17 protein-coding genes are annotated in these 17,144 nt (G+C 69.0%); 6 read left to right on the top strand and 11 right to left on the bottom strand.

Annotated elements, in window-relative coordinates; genetic code table 11:
• Positions 1-187 precede the first annotated feature (187 nt).
• Positions 188-748, bottom strand: a complete 561-nt coding sequence (locus ACZ2G3_RS09790; RefSeq protein ID WP_470395659.1) for a cytochrome b — start codon at positions 746-748, stop codon at positions 188-190.
• Between the two features lie 102 nt (positions 749-850).
• On the opposite strand from ACZ2G3_RS09790, the gene ACZ2G3_RS09795 reads away from it, so the two are divergent.
• The 4 genes from ACZ2G3_RS09795 to ACZ2G3_RS09810 are packed head-to-tail and all read left to right on the top strand — an operon-like array spanning position 851 to position 5,191.
• Positions 851-1,585, top strand: coding sequence for a CDP-alcohol phosphatidyltransferase family protein (locus ACZ2G3_RS09795; protein ID WP_470395660.1), 735 nt, complete (start codon positions 851-853; stop codon positions 1,583-1,585).
• Complete coding sequence (locus tag ACZ2G3_RS09800; RefSeq protein ID WP_470395661.1) at positions 1,582-3,186, top strand: sulfatase-like hydrolase/transferase; 1,605 nt, start codon at positions 1,582-1,584, stop codon at positions 3,184-3,186. Before ACZ2G3_RS09795 ends, ACZ2G3_RS09800 begins: the two co-directional genes overlap by 4 nt.
• Positions 3,183-4,136 (top strand): lysylphosphatidylglycerol synthase transmembrane domain-containing protein, encoded by a 954-nt coding sequence (locus ACZ2G3_RS09805; protein ID WP_470395662.1) that lies wholly within the window; start codon positions 3,183-3,185, stop codon positions 4,134-4,136. Before ACZ2G3_RS09800 ends, ACZ2G3_RS09805 begins: the two co-directional genes overlap by 4 nt.
• Positions 4,133-5,191 (top strand): glycosyltransferase family 4 protein, encoded by a 1,059-nt coding sequence (locus ACZ2G3_RS09810; protein WP_470395664.1) that lies wholly within the window; start codon positions 4,133-4,135, stop codon positions 5,189-5,191. The genes ACZ2G3_RS09805 and ACZ2G3_RS09810 overlap by 4 nt, the downstream gene beginning before the upstream one ends.
• Here the strand turns inward: ACZ2G3_RS09810 and ACZ2G3_RS09815 are convergent.
• From ACZ2G3_RS09815 to ACZ2G3_RS09830, 4 genes are read right to left on the bottom strand one after another with little or no spacing between them, the layout of a single operon-like run.
• A complete protein-coding gene (locus ACZ2G3_RS09815; RefSeq protein WP_470395666.1) occupies positions 5,188-6,606 on the bottom strand; it encodes an ABC transporter ATP-binding protein in 1,419 nt (472 codons plus the stop codon). The two genes, ACZ2G3_RS09810 and ACZ2G3_RS09815, sit on opposite strands and share 4 nt — an antisense overlap.
• Positions 6,603-7,427 (bottom strand): ABC transporter permease, encoded by an 825-nt coding sequence (locus tag ACZ2G3_RS09820; protein WP_470395667.1) that lies wholly within the window; start codon positions 7,425-7,427, stop codon positions 6,603-6,605. The genes ACZ2G3_RS09815 and ACZ2G3_RS09820 overlap by 4 nt, the downstream gene beginning before the upstream one ends.
• Positions 7,424-8,365, bottom strand: coding sequence for an ABC transporter permease (locus ACZ2G3_RS09825; RefSeq protein ID WP_470395669.1), 942 nt, complete (start codon positions 8,363-8,365; stop codon positions 7,424-7,426). The genes ACZ2G3_RS09820 and ACZ2G3_RS09825 overlap by 4 nt, the downstream gene beginning before the upstream one ends.
• Positions 8,362-9,858: an ABC transporter substrate-binding protein gene (locus tag ACZ2G3_RS09830; protein ID WP_470395671.1), complete on the bottom strand. Its 1,497-nt coding sequence runs from the start codon at positions 9,856-9,858 to the stop codon at positions 8,362-8,364. Before ACZ2G3_RS09830 ends, ACZ2G3_RS09825 begins: the two co-directional genes overlap by 4 nt.
• Positions 9,859-9,976: 118 nt before the next feature.
• On the opposite strand from ACZ2G3_RS09830, the gene ACZ2G3_RS09835 reads away from it, so the two are divergent.
• Entirely contained in the window at positions 9,977-10,390 is a 414-nt protein-coding gene (locus ACZ2G3_RS09835) for a VOC family protein (protein ID WP_470395673.1), read from the top strand.
• A complete protein-coding gene (locus tag ACZ2G3_RS09840; RefSeq protein ID WP_470395675.1) occupies positions 10,387-11,076 on the top strand; it encodes a fumarylacetoacetate hydrolase family protein in 690 nt (229 codons plus the stop codon). Before ACZ2G3_RS09835 ends, ACZ2G3_RS09840 begins: the two co-directional genes overlap by 4 nt.
• A gap of 12 nt (positions 11,077-11,088) precedes the next feature.
• Here the strand turns inward: ACZ2G3_RS09840 and phoB are convergent, their stop codons facing one another.
• From phoB to ACZ2G3_RS09870, 6 genes are read right to left on the bottom strand one after another with little or no spacing between them, the layout of a single operon-like run.
• Positions 11,089-11,778, bottom strand: a complete 690-nt coding sequence (phoB, locus tag ACZ2G3_RS09845; RefSeq protein ID WP_419268053.1) for a phosphate regulon transcriptional regulator PhoB — start codon at positions 11,776-11,778, stop codon at positions 11,089-11,091.
• A gap of 2 nt (positions 11,779-11,780) precedes the next feature.
• Positions 11,781-12,497 carry a phosphate signaling complex protein PhoU gene (gene phoU / locus ACZ2G3_RS09850; protein ID WP_419268052.1) on the bottom strand — a complete coding sequence of 239 codons (717 nt, stop codon included), beginning with the start codon at positions 12,495-12,497 and terminating at the stop codon, positions 11,781-11,783.
• A 20-nt stretch (positions 12,498-12,517) separates the two neighbouring features.
• Complete coding sequence (gene pstB, locus ACZ2G3_RS09855; RefSeq protein ID WP_470395678.1) at positions 12,518-13,315, bottom strand: phosphate ABC transporter ATP-binding protein PstB; 798 nt, start codon at positions 13,313-13,315, stop codon at positions 12,518-12,520.
• Positions 13,316-13,335: 20 nt separating this feature from the next.
• The gene (gene pstA, locus ACZ2G3_RS09860) at positions 13,336-14,628 is read right to left on the bottom strand and encodes a phosphate ABC transporter permease PstA (RefSeq protein WP_470395680.1); all 1,293 of its coding nucleotides are present in this window, start codon (positions 14,626-14,628) and stop codon (positions 13,336-13,338) included.
• 8 nt (positions 14,629-14,636) lie between these two features.
• Entirely contained in the window at positions 14,637-16,007 is a 1,371-nt protein-coding gene (gene pstC, locus ACZ2G3_RS09865) for a phosphate ABC transporter permease subunit PstC (protein WP_470395682.1), read from the bottom strand.
• 56 nt (positions 16,008-16,063) lie between these two features.
• Positions 16,064-17,116, bottom strand: coding sequence for a substrate-binding domain-containing protein (locus ACZ2G3_RS09870; protein ID WP_470395683.1), 1,053 nt, complete (start codon positions 17,114-17,116; stop codon positions 16,064-16,066).
• Positions 17,117-17,144 lie beyond the last annotated feature (28 nt).

The following is a 17,144-nucleotide window of genomic DNA, read 5'->3' on the forward strand; positions in this document are numbered from 1 at the left end:
GGCGCGACGCCGAATTTTTCGACGGCGGGCGTCGAACGCCCGGCAGTGCCGGATGGTTCAACGCGGCGAAACAAATAAATGACACACGCAGCGATGCCGCGACACAGCGCGGCGGGCGTGCCGACAGCGTTGACTAGCGAATCAACTGCCCGATGTCGATATGAAACCGCCTAAACCTGTCCATAGGTCAGGTGCGTGGGCCGGGCGCGCGAGGCGGCCACATCCGGCCCCAGACGCCGTCCCGGCGGATCAGCGCATGGTGCAGCGCCGCCCCCAGATGCAGCGCCAGCACCGCGATCAGCGTGAAGGCCGCCAGGGCATGCAGCGTGCTGGCGGCCTCGGCCAGGGGCTTGGAACGGCCGACCAGCGCGGGCAGGCCCAAGGCGTCTAGCCCCTCGATCGGAAAGCCTCCGGCCCGCACCCGCACATAGCCGCTGAGGGGCAGCACGACCATCAGGACATAAAGCGCGAAATGCGACCCGCGCGCCGCGCGCCGCTGCCAGGCCGGCAGGTCACCAGGCAGCGGCGGCGCGGGATGCGTGATCCTCCAGGCGACCCGCAGGGCCACGACCAGGATCAGGATGCTGCCCAGGTTCTTGTGAAAGATGAACAGGGCATCCTGCAGCCCGCGGTCAAGGCCGTCCCGGACCATGATCAGCCCCGCCGGGATCATCGCAAGCACCGCCACAGCGATCACCCAGTGCAGCACGCGCGCCGTGGTGCCATAGCCGGGGTCGTGATGATCCATCGCCGGGTCCTCCTCCTTCCGCAGGATAGTCCGAACCTGCCGTTCGGCATAGCGTTTTGCGGGGCCGCTTGACGGGCGGCGACGGGACCATATGGTCGTCTGATGCAGATGCCCCCGCCCCCCGTCTCCACCTCCGTCAGCAGGCCCGGGTTGGCACGCCTGCCCCAGGGCCTGGCCGTCGCGGTTGCCATCGGGCTGGCGATCCATGGGGCGACGGCCGTCCTAATCCTGGACGGGGGACGCACGATCTGGCCGGCCGCGGCGACCTTTCTTCTGGGGGCAGCCATCGTGGCAGAAGGGATGCGGCGGCATTATCCCCATGACCGCGTCGGCGCCTGCAACATCGTCACCCTGGCGCGGCTGGCCTTGGCGCTGGCGCTGCTGGCGCCTTTGGCCGGTGGGGCGGCGGCGGGATGGATGGTGGCCGCCGTGGCGGGCGTGGCGCTGACACTTGATGGCGTGGATGGCTTTCTGGCCCGGCGCAGCGGCCTCGTGTCGGATTTCGGCGGGCGCTTCGACATGGAGGTGGACGCGGCCCTCGCCTTGGTCCTGGCCCTGCATGCGCTGGCCGCCGGACCCCTGGGACCCGAAGTGTTGGTGCTGGGCGTCATGCGCTATGCCTTTGTGGCGGGTGGGGCGATCTGGCCCTGGATCCGCGCCCCGCTTCCGCCCAGCCTGGCGCGCAAGACCGTCTGCGTGCTGCAGCTCGCGGCCTTGATCGCGCTGCAGTTGCCGCCGCTGCCGCCCGAGGCCGCCACGCTGCTGGCGCGGCTGGCGGCGCTGGCCCTGTCCTGGTCCTTCGGCCGCGACCTTCTGTGGCTCTGGAGGCACCGGTGAGCCGCTGGTACCTCCTTGGCCGCGCGCTGTTGGCCGCGCTGGTCCTGCAGGGGATCATCGCCCTGCCCGACCGCCCGGGCGACCTGGCCGCCGTCGCCTGGCTGCGGCCCGCGCCCGAAGCGGGCCTCATCATCCTGGTGCTGCTGGCCCTTGGTCCCGTCTGGCCGGGCCGGGTGCTGCGCGTGCTGGCGACGGCCGCGATCCTGCTTGTGACGCTGCTGAAGCTGGCGGATCTGGCGATGCTGGAAAGCCTGGGGCGGCGGTTCAACCCGGTCGGGGACCTGCCCCTGATCGACGCCTCGGTGCGGCTGCTGGCGGGCAGCTTCGGCACGCTGGCGGCGGCCGGCGGCGCCTTGGCCGCCATCCTTCTGGTGATCGTGCTGACCGCTGCCATCTGGTGGGCCACGGGCGTCTGGATGCGGCTGGCCCTGGGGCGCCACATGCGCCGATGGGTGCTGGGGGCCGCATTCACTTTGGCCGCCCTTCTGGTCCTGCTGCCGCGGGCGGGCCTTGCGCCGTCCTTGCCCGATGCATCGCGCTATGCCGCCGAGCGCGTGGCACTGACCCTGCGCACGCTGAGCGAGTTGCGAAATTTCCGCGCCGCCGTGGCCCAGGACGATCTGGGCGCGCTGGCCCGGCCACTGGAGCTGATCGACCGCGACGTTCTGGTGATCTTTCTGGAAAGCTATGGCCGGACCAGCTTTGACACGCCCTTCTATGCACGCCAGCACCTCGACCTCCTGGCGCAGGCTCAGGCGCAGCTGGACCAGGCGGGGCTGGCGATGCGGTCGGGCTTCCTGACCTCTCCCACCCATGGCGGACAAAGCTGGCTGGCGCATGGGACCTTCGCCAACGGATTGCTGATCAACGATCAGACGCGCTATCAGGCGGCAATCGCCAGCGGGCGCAGGACGCTGTTCCACCATGCGCGGGTGGCCGGCTTTCACACCGCTGCCGTCATGCCCGCGGTCGTGCGCCCCTGGCCCGAGTCCAGCACGATGGGCTTTCAGACCGTCCTTGCCGCGCCCGATCTGGGCTATCGCGGGTTGCCCTTCAACTGGGTCACCATGCCGGATCAGTTCACGCTGGCAGCCGTCGACCGCCTGCTGCGGACCGGCCCGCATCCGCGGCGGCTTATGGCCCAAGTCGCGCTGATCTCGTCCCACGCCCCCTGGGTGCCGGTGCCCGAGCTGGTGGCATGGGACAGCTTGGGCGACGGCACAGTCTTTGACGAAATGGCCCAAGCCGGCGACCCGCCCGAGGTCGTCTGGCGCGACCGCGAGCGGGTGCGCCGGCAGTACCGTGACGCCATCGCCTATACCCTGCGAACGGTGATGGATTATGCCCGGCTGCATTCCGACGACCCGCCGCTGATGATCCTGATCGGCGACCACCAGGCGGCCAGCTCGATCGGGCTGGATGAGCGGCGGGAGGTGCCGATCCACATCATCGGGCCGGCGCATCTGGTGGAACTGACCGCCTCATGGGGCCTCGTGCCGGGCCTCATCCCGCCGCAGGACCAGCTGCCCCTGCCGATGGAGACGCTGCGCGACCGCATCCTGCACAGCTTTTCGGACGCTCGCGGAAATCCCCCCGCATGAGCCGGACAGGCGGGCTGCAGATCCTGGGTGCCGTGCTGCTGCTGGGCCTGTTCTGGCTGAATTTCGACGGGGCGCAGGCGCTGCGGATCCTGGCACAGGCAGATCGCGGCTGGCTGGCGGCGGCGCTGGCCGCGCTGACGGCGCAGACGCTGCTGTCGGCCTGGCGCTGGCGGATCACGGCCCGGCAGCTGGGGCAGATCATCCCAGGGCGCCATGCGGTCGCGGAATATTATCTGGCCCAGGTGGTGAACCAGTCCCTGCCCGGGGGGGTCGTCGGCGATGCCGGGCGGGCGCTGCGGGCGCGACACCGGGCCGGGCTGCGCCGCTCGGCCGCCGCCGTGGCCATCGAGCGGCTGGCGGGCCAGCTGGCCCTTTTCGTCACCCTGCTGGCCGGGACGCTTGCCGCGACCCTGGTTCCCGGCGGGCTGGACCTGCCGCTGCCGATCCTGGGGCTGGTGGCGGTCCTGCTGGGGGCCGGGCTGCTGGGCATCTTGGCGGTCGCCTTCGCCGGGCGCCTGCCCGGCCGCGCGGGCGTGGGGGCGCGCGACCTGCGCCGCATGGTCCGGCTGACGCTGCTCAGCCGGAACGCGCTGTCCCGACAGATCGTGCTGAACCTGGCCATCACCGGCGCGAACCTGGCGGCCTTCGCCTTTTGCGCGCGGGCCACGGGCACCGTCCTGTCGCCGGTCCAGGCCGCGGTGCTGGTGCCGCTGATCCTGCTGACGATGATCCTGCCCTTCACCATCAGCGGTTGGGGATGGCGCGAAGGGGCGGCGGCCGGGCTGTTTCCCCTGATCGGTGCCAGCGCGGCGGCGGGCCTGGCTGCCAGCCTGGCCTTTGGGCTGGTGTTCCTGGCCAGCACCTTGCCCGGGCTGATCGTGCTGCTAGCGCAGGGCCGCGAGGTCCCGGCCGCCCCTCTTGTCCCCGCTCCCGCAAAGGCCGATCCATGACCAGCCCCCGCCCTGCCGCCTTCGCCCTGCCGGGCGACATCACCACGCTGACCGGCGGCTATATCTATGACCGCCGCCTGGTCGAGGGGCTGCGCGCCCAAGGCCGCGCGGTCCGGGTGATCCAGCTGCCGGACAGCTTTCCGACCCCGGATGATAGGGACATGGACGCCGCGCTGGACCAGTTGGCGGCGCTGCCCCCCGATCTGCCAGTCATCATCGACGGGCTGGCCTTCGGCGCGCTGGACAGCCGCGGCCTGGCGCGGGTTCGGGCGCCGATCGTCGCCCTGATCCACCACCCGCTGGCGCAGGAAAGCGCCCTGCCCGCCGACTTGGCCGATCACCTCTGGCGGACCGAGCGCGCCAACCTAGCCCTGGCGCGTCACGTCATGGTGCCCAGCCCGCACACGCGGGACATGCTGATCCAGCGCTATGATGTCCCGGCGGACCGCATCACGGTCGTGCGTCCGGGCACCGACAAGCCCAAGCGCTGGAGACCCGCGACCCCCGAACAGCCGCCGCTGATCCTGTCGGTCGGCATCCTGCACCCGCGCAAGGGCCACGACATCCTGATCGCGGCGCTGGCGCGCCTGCGGGACATGGATTGGCAGGGCGTGATCGTCGGGACGCCCTGGGACCGGGGCCACGCGGCGGAATTGCAGGCTCAGGTCGGCGCGCTGGAGATTGGCGATCGTCTGCGTCTGGCCGGACAGGTGCCGGGTGAGGCGCTGCAGGAGCTCTATCAGCGCGCCTCGATCTTTGCGCTGGCAACCCGGTACGAGGGCTATGGCATCGTCTTCGACGAGGCTTTGTCGCATGGCCTGCCGATCGTCAGCACCCGTGCGGGCGCGGTGCCCGGCACCGTGCCGCCGGATGCCGGCGTCCTTGTCGCGCCCGACGACCCGCAGGCGCTGGCGACCGCAGTGCGCGGCCTGCTGACCGACCCGCAGGCGCGGGCGGGCAAGGCGGCGGCCGCCGCGCGCGCCGGGGCGCTGCTGCCGGGATGGGAGGAGGCGGCGCGGCAGGCGGGCGCGGTTCTGGACGGGCTGGCGCCCTAGGCCGCGCGGGCCAGCCCCGGATCGTCCAGCCGGATCACCCGATCGGCGACCTTGGCCAGAAGGTCCGTGTCATGGCTGACGATCAGCAGGCCCATGCCGGTCTCACGCGCGACATCGACCAGCAGCCGCGTCACCTCGGCCTGGGTGATCAGGTCCAGCCGCGAGGTCGGCTCGTCCGCGAACAGGAACACCGGGTCCAGCAGCAGGACGCGCAGCAGCGCCAGCCGCTGCAGTTCACCCCCCGAAACCTCGGACGGGCGCCGCTGCAGCAGGCGCGGCGACAGGCGCAGCCGGTCCAGCAGCGCGCCGATGCGCCCCTTGTCCAGCCGGTGCCGTGCGACCAGATCGGCCAGCGTGCGGCCCAGGGTGACGCTGCCGGGAAAGGCACTGGGCGGGTCTTGGTACAGCTTCTGGAACCTGACCGCCGGGCAGCCCGGCGCGCGGGTCACGGTTCCATCCGCCAAGGGAACCAGCCCCAGAAGGGCATCCCCCAAGGTGGACTTTCCACAGCCGCTTGGGCCCGAGATGCCGATGATTTGTCCCTGACGCAGATCGAGGTCGACGCCCGAAAACAGCACCCGTCCCCCCCGCGCAACCGACAAGCCCCGTGCCTCCAGGACCGGCAGGCCGGCAACCTGCCGCGGCTGCGGCTGCGGCCAGGCGGACGGATCGGCGGCGATCAGCGCGCGGGTATAGTCGTGCTGGGGGTCAGCCAGCACCTGCGCGGCCGGCCCCCGCTCGACAATGCGGCCCCTGAGGACGACGACCAGATCCCCCTGCAGCGCGCGGGCCAGCGCAAGATCGTGGGTGATGGTCAGCAGTCCCCCGCCCGCCGCCGTTTCCGCCAGCAGCAGGGCGCTGATCTCATCCCGGCGGTCGGCGTCCAGACCCTTGGTCGGCTCGTCCGCGATGACGATGCGGGCGCCCCCGGCACGGGCGGCGGCAAAGGCGGCGCGTTGGGCCATGCCCCCTGACAGCTGATCGGGCCGCCGGTGCCCCGCCTGCGCCAGGCCCAAGCGCGCCAGGTCGTCGTCGGCGGCGGCACGGGCCTCTGCCCAAGGCAGGCGCCGCACCAGGGCATGGCCTTCGGAGACCTGCGCCGCGGCGGGCATCAGCGGGTCCAGGGACAGCCAGGGCTCCTGCGGCAGGATCCCGATCTGGCGTCCCCAGAGCGGTCGGAATGCCGCGGGCCGGCCCGGATCGAGGACTTGGCCCGCGACCTCCACGCGCCCCTCGGCCCGAAGGCCCGGCGGCAGCGTGCCGATGATCGCCTGCGCCAGAAGGCTCTTGCCCGAACCGGTCTCGCCCAGGATCGTCAGGGGGCGCCCCGCATGCAGCGCCAGCGATCCGGGCTGGACCAGGCATTCGGTCCCGGCATGGACGGAGACGTCTTTGGCAGAGAGAAGCAGGCTCATCGACGGGTTCCTTGGGCCAGCAGGTTCAGGGCCAGGATCGTCAGGAAGATCGCGATCACCGGCTGGAACAGCGCCAGCGGCGCCTCGCGGTAATAGGGCAGCAACTCGACCATCATCAGCCCCAGTTCAGGCGCGGGCGGACGCATGCCGACGCTGACAAAGCCAAGCGCGGCAACGGTCATGATGGCGGTCCCCGCCCCGAAGGCCGCCACGGTCAGCAGAACCGGTGCCAGGTCCGGCCACAGATGCCGCCGGAAGACATAGAACGGCCCGAAGCCCAGCAGCCGCGACGCCTGGACCCCCGGCGCCGCCAACTGCCGCGCGACCGTGGCTCGGGTCAGGCGGAAATATTCGATCCACAGGACCAGCGTCAGGCCGATCCAGAAGGCCAAGGGCCGGTCGGCAACGATCGCGGTCACGATCAGCACCATCAGCAGCCCCGGCAGGGCCAGAACGCTGTCCGCCAGCAGGCACAGCGTCCGGTCCGTCAGACCCCCACGCCAGGCAGCCAGCACGCCAAGCCCGACCCCCGCGATCCCGGCCGTCAGGACCGAGGCCGCCGCGATAGCCAAGGACAGCCGCAGCGCCGCCGCCAGCCGCGCCATCAGCGACCGGCCCAAGTGGTCATAGCCGAAGGGCGCGACGGCATCGGGACCGGCCAAAGCTTTTACCAGGCTCTGCTGCAGCGGGTCGGTGGGCACGATGACCGGGGCCAGCAGCGCAAAGCCCACCACCATCATCAGAAGGGCGCACCCGATCCAGCGCAGCCGGCCAAAGCCGCTCCGGGCCACGGGCGTCAGGGTCATGTCGGACATGGTCATGGGGTCCGGGCTCCTCGGGGGTCGATCAGGTGTGCGGCAAGATCCGTCAGCGCGTTCAGCAGCACGAAACCCAGGCCCAGCAGCAGCGCGGTGCCCTGCACCATCGGCACGTCGCGCCCAAAGATCGCGTGGACCAAGGCATGGCCGATGCCGGGCCAGCCAAAGATGGCCTCGACAACGAACACGCCCTCGATCAGCAGGACGAGTTGCAGGCCCAGGAAGGTGACCAGCGGCACGCCGATGTTGCGCAGGCCGTGGCGGCGCAGCATCTGCCCCTCGGACAGGCCCTTCCAGCGGCCGAAGGCATAGTCGGGCCGGGCCGCGACCCCGGCCATCGCGTCGCGGGTGACCCGGGCCGAGACCGCTGCCAGCCCCAGGGCCAGCGTCAGCGCCGGCAGGATCAGGTGGTCTGGGCGGCCATGACCGGCGGCGGGCAGCCAGCCCAGCTGGATCGAGACGATGACGATCAGGATCAGCCCCATCAGGAATTGCGGCACCGCCCGCAGCGCGGCCGACAGGACCAGCAGGCCCCGGTCGATCCCTCCGCCGGCGCGCAGCCCGGCAATGATGCCAAGCGGCGGCCCGATCAGCAGCGACATGACAAGCGACACGCCCGCCAGCTGCAGGCTGGCGCCCAGCTGGTGACGGATCTCCTCGATCACCGGGCGGCCCGAGACCAGAGAGGTGCCGAAGTCCAGCCGCAGCAGGTCGCCCAGCCAGGCGGCGAAGGCCCTCCAGCCACTGCCGTCCAGCCCCAGCTCGGCGCGGACCTGCGCCGCCGCCGCCGCATCGACCATGTCATAACCATATCGGCTGGCGGCGATGCGAAAGGCCGCGTCGCCCGGCAATGCCTGCATCATCAGGAAGGTCAGCCCGCCCACCAGCACGGCCACCAGCAGCGCCTGGACCAGGCGATATCCGACGGCGCGCAGGGTCATTCCGCCCAGTCCATGCGCGACAGGCCGATGCTGCGCTCGAACGGGTCGAGGACGGCGCCGATCACGCCGGTGCTGACGGCGGCGGTCTGCTGATACCAGGCGACGGGAATGACCGGCAGTTCGTCCTGCAGGATGGCCATGGCCTGGTCGCGCTCGGCCTGGCCGCCCTTGCCCGACGCCAGGTCGCGGATCAGGGACGCGAAGCCCTCGTGGCTCCAGCCCATCGCGCCCCAGTCCCCGCCGGTCGCATAATCGGTCAGGATCGTGCCGATCGGGTCCGGGACCAGCGCAAAGTTCCGCGCCAGCAGCGCGAGGTCCAGCGATCCGTCGCCGTGGCGAACCGGGATCTCGGACGAATTGGTGGAATCGATCGTCAGCTCGACCCCAATTTGGGCCAGCATCTGCTGAAGCACCGCCGCCGACAGCGGCAGTTCGGGGCGGTCGGGATAGGTGGTCAGGACCAGGCTGAAGCGCTGGCCGTCGCGCGTCAGGATGCCGTCGGGTCCCGGGGTCCAGCCCAGCCCCGCCAGCAGGTCGCGCGCCGCCTGCGGATCATGCGCCAGCGGCGGCAAGCCGTCGACATGCCAGTCCGCCACCGACGGGGGCAGCAGCTGATCCGCGCCGGTGGGATAGCGCAGGATCGCCTGCGCCAGCCCGTCGCGGTCGATCGCCAGGCTGAGGGCGCGGCGTGCGTCGAGCTCCGACAGCGCCGGATGCCCGGCATTCACCTTGATGAGCAGCGAGCGCGGGGTCGGCACCGACATCACCTCGATCCCGTCGACCATGGCCAGCCGCGCCACCGATGCAGGATCGAGGGTAAAGACGTAATCGGCATCGCCGCTTTCCGCCAGCAGCGCCCGCGTCTCGGCCCGGCCCACGGCCTGGTAGGTGACCTGAGGGATATGCGCGGCCTCGCCCCAGTAGCCATCGAAGCGCTCGGCCTCCAGGCGCAGCGGCTCTTGCAGGGCGGTCAGGCGATAGGGGCCGGTGCCGATCACCTGGGTGGCATTGCCGGCTGCGTCATAAGCCGCGGGCGCATAGATCAACCCGCGATATTCGGACAGGAAGGCCGGCAGCGGCGCGAAGGGTTCCGACAGGGTGATGCGCAGATCCTCGCCCGCCGCTTCGATGGCGGTGATCGGCGCGGTGTCCAGAAGGCCGGGCTTCGCGCGGGCGTGGTTCAGGGCCCCGGCGACGGCCGCGGCGGTCATGGGCGTGCCGTCATGAAAGCTGACGCCCTGGCGCAGCCGGAAGATCCATTCCAGCCCATCCTCCGAAACCGTCCATTCCGTGGCCAGCCCCGGAACCAGCCGGCCGTCCGGATCGGCATTCACCAGCGTCTCGGCCAGTTCCATCTTGATGAAGATCGCCCCTGAGGTCGAAGGATCGGCGCCCTTGATCTCGAAGGGGGCAACGACGTCCAGGACGCCGTCGGTGGCAAAGGCCGGGGCGGCAAGGATCGTGGCAAGGACAGCAGGCAACAGGGAACGCATGGCAGAATCTCCGGACAGGTTTTGTGATGCTATTACATCACTGTTCTGCCACCGCAACCCGCTTGCGCCGCATTTGCAGGCCGTGCACAAATGGCCGGAGCATCGAGCGGAGACCTGCATGAAATCCCTGTTCCACCTGGCCATCCACGTCACGGATCTGGATGAGGCGCGCCGGTTCTATGGCGGCGTCCTAAGCTGCGCCGAGGGGCGTTCGACCGACACCTGGGTCGATTTCGACTTTTTCGGACACCAGCTGTCGCTGCATCTGGGAACGCCCTTTCCCACCACGCGCACCGGCCGGGTGGGCCCGCATATGGTGATGATGCCGCATCTGGGCGTGGTGCTGCGGCTGCCGGACTGGCTGGCGCTGGCGGATCGCCTGCAGGCGCAGGGCATCGCCTTTGACATCCCCCCGGTGATCCGGTTCGAGGGGGAACCGGGTGAGCAGCGGACGATGTTCTTCTTTGACCCGTCGGGCAACCCGATCGAGGTCAAGGGCTTTGCCGATTTCGACGGCCTCTTCGCGTCATGAGCGGCTTTGTCATCCCGGCACCGCAGGTCCCGTCCCTGCCCGTTCATGGCAGCACCGACCGCTTTCCGGTGCGGCGCATCTTCTGCGTGGGGCGCAACTATGCCGCCCACGCCCGCGAGATGGGGCATGACCCCGATCGCGAACCGCCGTTCTTCTTTACCAAACCAGCCGACGCGCTGCTGACGGACGGGGCGCCTCTGCCCTATCCGCCCGCCACCGGCGATCTGCATTTCGAGGCTGAACTGGTCGTGGCCCTGGGCGCGGGCGGCAGCGACGTCGCGGCGGCGGATGCGCAACGGCTGATCTGGGGCCATGCCGCCGGCAATGACATGACGCGCCGCGATCTTCAGGCCGAGGCCAAGCGGATGGGCCGGCCCTGGGACATGGCCAAGGGCTTTGACGCATCGGCACCCTGCGGGACGGTTTACCCGGTGGACCAGACGGGGCCGATGGACAAGGGCCGCATCACGCTTGAGGTGGACGGGCAGATCCGCCAGGACACCTGCTTGTCGCAGATGATCTGGCCCGTGGCCCAGATCATTGCGCACCTGTCGCGGCTGGTAAGGCTGGCGCCCGGGGACCTGATCTTTACCGGCACGCCCGCGGGCGTGGGTCCAGTCCGGCGCGGCCAGACGATGACGGTCCGGATCGAGGGCCTGGGCGATCTGGTCACGCAGGTGACCTGACGCCCCGCCCCCTCAGCCCAGGGCGTAGCCCGTGCCGCGGACCGTCCGCACCGGGTTGTCGCCGCCATTCTGCATCAGCGCCTTGCGCAGCCGGCCGACATGAACGTCGATGGTGCGGGTATCGACATAGATGTCCCGACCCCAGACCCGGTCCAGCAGCTGTTCGCGCGTCCAGACCCGGCCCGGCTTTTCCATCAGCGTGGACAGCAGCCGGAACTCGGTCGGGCCCAGATGCAGGGCCTGGCCGCCGCGAAAGACCCGATGTTCGGCCGCGTCCAGGATGATGTCGCCAAAGCTCAGCCGTTCGCCCATGGTGGCGGGGCGGGTGCGGCGCAGCTGGGTGCGCAGGCGGGCCATCAGCTCGACCACGGAATAGGGTTTCACCACATAGTCATCGGCGCCGGTTTCCAGGCCGCGCACGCGGTCGACCTCTTCGCTGCGGGCGGAGAGCATGATGATCGGGATGTTGCGGGTCGAAGGGTCCGCCTTGACCTGCCGGCAGACCTCGATGCCGCTGACCTTGGGCAGCATCCAGTCCAGCACGATCAGGTCGGGCTGCTCCTCCTGGACCAGCAGCAGCGCATCCTCGCCATTGTCCGCAACCACCACGTCAAAGCCCTCGGCCTCGAGATTGTAGTGCAGGACCTCGCGCTGCGCGCCCTCATCCTCGACGACCAGAACGCAGGGGGCCTGACGGGACATGATCAGGCCCCGCCTGCCGGAACGACCGGCACGCTGTTGCTTTTGGGGCGCGCCTCGTCGGGCAGATCGCCGGTGACCAGATAGACGACCTGCTCGGCGATGGTGGTGGCATGATCGCCCATGCGCTCCACGTTCTTGGCGATGAAATGCAGATGCATGCAGGGAGTGATGTTGCGCGGATCCTCCATCATGTGGGTCAGGAATTCGCGGAACAGGGCATTGTACATCTGGTCCACCTCCAGGTCGCGCTGGCGCACGTCCTGGGCCAGGTCGGCATCGCGGCGGATATAGCTGTCCAGCGCGTCCTGCAGCATCTTGTTCACGGCTTGGCTCATCCGGCGCAGGGCGATGCCCGCCCCTTCGATCACCGGCAGATGCGACAGGACCTCGGTGCGCTTGGCCATGTTTTTGGAATAATCGCCGACCCGTTCCAGCGAGGCCGAGATCTTGATCACCGCCAGCACCATGCGCAGGTCTGTCGCGGTGGGCGCGCGCAGGGCGATCAGCCGGGCGGCATCCTCGTTGATCTGCGCCTCCAGCGCGTCGATGGCCTTGTCGCGGCGACGGACCTCTTCGGCCAGTTCCTCGTCGCGGGTGTCCAGCGCGGTCGCGGCGTCGGTAATCGCGGCCTCGACCATGCCGCCCATCTTGACCACCATGGCCTGGATCGTCTCCAGGTCGCGGTCGAAGGCCGACGAGATGTGCTTGTCGCGGTTCATGTCCTGTCCTTTCGAAGGCCTCAGCCGATTCGGCCCGAGATATAGGCTTCCGTCCTGCTGTCGCGCGGGCGCGTGAAGATGTCGTTGGTGTCGCCATATTCCACCAGGTTGCCCAGGTGGAAGAAGGCGGTCTTCTGGCTGACCCGCGCGGCCTGCTGCATCGAATGCGTCACGATGACGACCGAATAGCGTTCACGCAGCTGGTCGATCAGCTCCTCGACCTGGCTGGTGGCGATCGGGTCCAGGGCCGAGCACGGCTCGTCCATCAGCAGGACCTCGGGTGCGGTCGCGACGGCGCGCGCGATGCACAGGCGCTGCTGCTGGCCGCCCGACAGGCCGGTGCCGGGCTCGGCCAGGCGGTCCTTGACCTCGTTCCACAGGGCGGCCCCGCGCAGCGCGCCTTCCACGATCCCGTCCAGGTCGGCCTTGGTGCGGGCCAGTCCGTGGATACGGGGACCATAGGCCACGTTGTCGAAGATCGACTTGGGAAAGGGGTTCGGCTTCTGGAAGACCATGCCGACGCGGGCGCGCAGCTGCACGGGGTCCACGCGGCGGTCATAGATGTCCTGACCGTCCAGACGGATCTCGCCCTCGATCCGGGCGCTGTCGATCGTGTCGTTCATCCGGTTGATGCAGCGCAGGAAGGTCGATTTCCCGCAGCCCGAGGGGCCGATGAAGGCGGTCACGGTCTTGTCGAGGATGCCGACGTTCACGTCCTTGATGGCCTGCTTGTCGCCATAGAAGACCTGCACGTTGCTGGCCGAGATCTTGATGTCCTGCTGGCTCACAGCGGTCTCCGTTCGGGTCGTGTCATACATGGTAGGATGTCCTTGCAAGATTACCAACGGCGCTCGAACTTGCTGCGCAGGTAGATGGCGAGGGCGTTCATCAGCACCAGGAAGCCCAGCAGGACCAGGATCGCGGCCGAGGTCCGCGCGACAAAGCCGCGCTCGGGGCTGTCGGCCCAGATGAAGATCTGGGTGGGAAGTGCGGTGGAGGCGTCGAAGGGCGTGGCGGGGGCCGAGGTGACGAAAGCGTTCATGCCGATCAGCAGCAGCGGCGCGGTCTCGCCCAAGGCCTGGGCCAGGCCGATGATCGTGCCGGTCAGGATGCCCGGCATGGCCAGCGGCAGGACATGGCCAAAGACGACCTGCTGTTTCGATGCGCCGACGCCCAAGGCCGCCTCCCGGATCGACGGCGGCACGGCCTTCAGCGCGGCCCGCGTCGCGATGATGATCGTGGGCAGCGTCATCAGCGCCAGCACCAGCCCGCCCACGAAGGGCGCCGAGCGTTGCATCCCGAACCAGTTCAGTAAGACGGCCAGACCCAGCAGGCCGAAGACGACCGAGGGAACGGCGGCCAGGTTGTTGATGTTCACCTCGATGATGTCGCTCAGGCGGCTCTTGGGGGCGAATTCCTCCAGGTAGATCGCCGCGCCGATGCCCAACGGGAACGAGATCAGGAAGCAGACCAGCAGCGCGTAGAAGGACCCGATGATCGCGCCCTTCAGGCCCGCCAGTTCGGGAAAGCGCGAGTCGGCCTGGGTGAACAGCGCCCAGTTGAAGGGCAGCGAGATGCGCCCCTCGGCTTCCAGCTGGCGGAATGCGGCGATGTCCGCATCGCTGAGGCGGCGGGTGGATTCGTCGGACAGTTCGTCCACGTTGCCCTTGTTCAGCTGGTCATAGACGTCCGACACCGGCACGCGGATCTGGATGGTCTGGCCGATCAGCGACGGGTCCTCGACCACACGGTCGCGCACCACGAACTGCGCCGCGTTCGACACGATGCCCGACAGCCCGCGCATCCGTTCCTGCGGGGCATCGGGGAAGGTTGCCTGCATGGCCTCGGCGATGACGCCGCGATAGTTGCCCTTGGCCGGATCGGCCGCGTCCACCATCTGCGCCGAAACCGGCACGTCCAGCGTCACATGGGTCTGCCGGAAGGCCTGCGCCCCGCCCGAGATCAGCGTCCACAGCAGGATGCCCAGCATCAGGAAGGCCAGCATGATCGCGGCCAGACCCAGGAACTTCAGCCCCGCCTCCTTCCGGTGGCGGCGGGCCAGACGCCCCTTGAACTCGTCCGAGGACCAGGTCGGCGCGGGCTTGCTGCGCTGGTTGGGAAGATCGGTCATCGCAGGCCTCAATCGTATTGTTCGCGGTACTTGCGCACGATGCGCAGCGCCAGGATGTTGATGAACAGGGTGACGATGAACAGCATCAGGCCCAGGGCAAAGGCGGCCAGCGTCTTGGGGCTGTCAAAGGCGGTGTCGCCGATCAGCAGCGTCACGATCTGCACCGTCACCGTCGTCACGCTGTCCAGCGGATTCAGCGTCATCTTGGCGATCAGGCCCGCGGCCATCAGCACGATCATCGTCTCGCCGATGGCGCGGCTGACGGCCAGCAGGACGCCGCCCACGATGCCCGGGATGGCGGCGGGGAACAGCACGTTCAGGACGGTCTCCGACCGTGTCGCGCCCAGGGCGATGGCGCCATCGCGCAGCGACCGCGGCACCGCCGACAGCGCGTCATCGGCAAAGGACGAGATGAAGGGGATCAGCATGATGGCCATCACCCCACCGGCGGCCAGCGCGGTATTGGGCGCCACGGGGATGCCAAGCGCCGCCCCCCAGGCCCGCAGCGCAGGCGCGACGGTCAGGATGGCGAAGAAGCCGTAGACCACAGTCGGGATGCCGGCCAGCAGCTCCAGGATCGGCTTGGCCACGGCACGAAAGCGCCGGTCCGCGAATTCGTTCAGATAGATCGCCGACATCAGCCCGATCGGGACAGAGATGGCGATGGCCACAAAGGTGATGACCAGCGTGCCCAGAAAGACGGGCAGCACGCCGAAGGCGCCTTCGGCCGCGATCTGGTCGGCACGGATCGGCATCTGCGGCTCCCACCGAGTGCCGAACAGGAAGTCCGTCAGCGGCACCATCTGGAAGAAGCGGACCGATTCGAAGACCAGCGAAAAGACGATGCCGAAGGTGACGATGACCGCCACCAGCGAACAGGCGATCATCAGCCCCATCACGATCCGCTCGACCGCCTGGCGGGCGCGAAACGCCGCCGCGACTTGGCGGCGCGAGACGAGAAGCAGGACCGCCGACAGCGCCGCGACCACGGCCACCATCAGCCAGGCCGAGGTCGACCGCAGGCCGTTCATGCGTTCGGCGGCCTCCAGCTTCCAGGGCTCGGGCGTGCCGAAGACGCGGCCCTGCGCCAGGGACTGGATCTCGGACAGGACCAGCTGCCGGTTCGCGGCTTCGTCCAGGACGCCGTCGGGCAGCCCCGACATGGTCAGCGCGTTGATCGCGCCGTTCTGCAGCATGATCCACAGGACCGTCACCACGACCGCCGGAACCATGATCAGCAAAAGGCCGTAAAGCCCGTGGAACATGCCGAGCGAGTGCAACCGCTCGCCGCGATCACGCAGGGCCAGCGCCGCCCGCCGGTTGATCATGTATGCTGCCAGAGACGCGCTCAGCAGCAGGGCAAAGGCCAGACCTGTCATGGGATCCTCGCGATCGTGATGGCCCGTCCCGCATCGCGCGGGGCGGGCCGAAGGGCTTATTCGGTGACCGCGAAGTCACCCTCGCCCGAGGTCACGCGCGCCTGAAGCTCGGCACGCTCGTCGGCGGGCAGCGCGACAAGGCCGCGCTCCGACAGGTAGCCGGTGTCCGACAAGGCGTTCTCGGACATGTATTCCTCGACGAATTCCTGCAGGTTCGGGATCACGCCGCGATGCGCGTCCTTGACGTAGAAGAACAGCGGACGCGACAGCGGGTATTCACCCGAGGCGATCGTCTCCATCTCGGCGTCGACGCCGTTCAGGTGCACGTCGATCAGCGTGTCCATGTTTTCATACAGGAAGGAATAGCCGAAGATGCCCAGGGCGTTCGGATCGGTGTTCAGGCGCTGCACGATCAGGTTGTCGTTCTCGCCGGCCTCGATGAACGGGCCGTCGGTGCGCATGCGCGAGCAGTTTTCCTTGACCCAGTCCGACTTCTTCTCGGCCGCTTCGGCCAGTTCCATCGCGGCGGCGTTCTCTTCACAACCGGCATGCATCGCCAGTTCGACAAAGGCGTCGCGGGTGCCCGAGGTCGGCGGGGGCCCCATCACGGTGATCGCCACGTTGGGCAGCGATTCGTCGATCTCGGACCAGTTCATGTAGGGGTTCGGGACCAGCTTGCCGTCCTGGACGATCTCGGCCGCCAGGGCCAGATAGACCTGCTCCAGCGTCAGGTTCCAGTCGGCCTCGCTGTTGCGGGCAACCGCCATGACCAGACCGTCATAGCCGATCATCGCCTCGGTAATGTCGGTCACGCCGTTCGAGACGCAGAGGTCGTATTCCGACTTGGTCATCGCGCGCGAGGCGCCGGTGATGTCGGCCGTGTTTTCGCCCACGCCTTCGCAGAAGATCTGCATGCCGCCGCCGGTGCCGGTCGATTCGACGATCGGGGCAGGTGCGCCGGTCTGGTTCGAGAACTCTTCGGCAACGGCCTGGGTATAGGGGAAGACCGTCGACGAGCCGACGATGCGGATCTGGTCGCGCGCCGCCGCAGCGGTGGCCGAAAGGGCGATCACGGACAATGCCGTGGCGGTAAGACCGAAGCTCTTCATGTCTGTACTCCAGAGAGGTGGAACTGGT

The organism is Paracoccus sp. KKT209 (assembly GCF_055635455.1).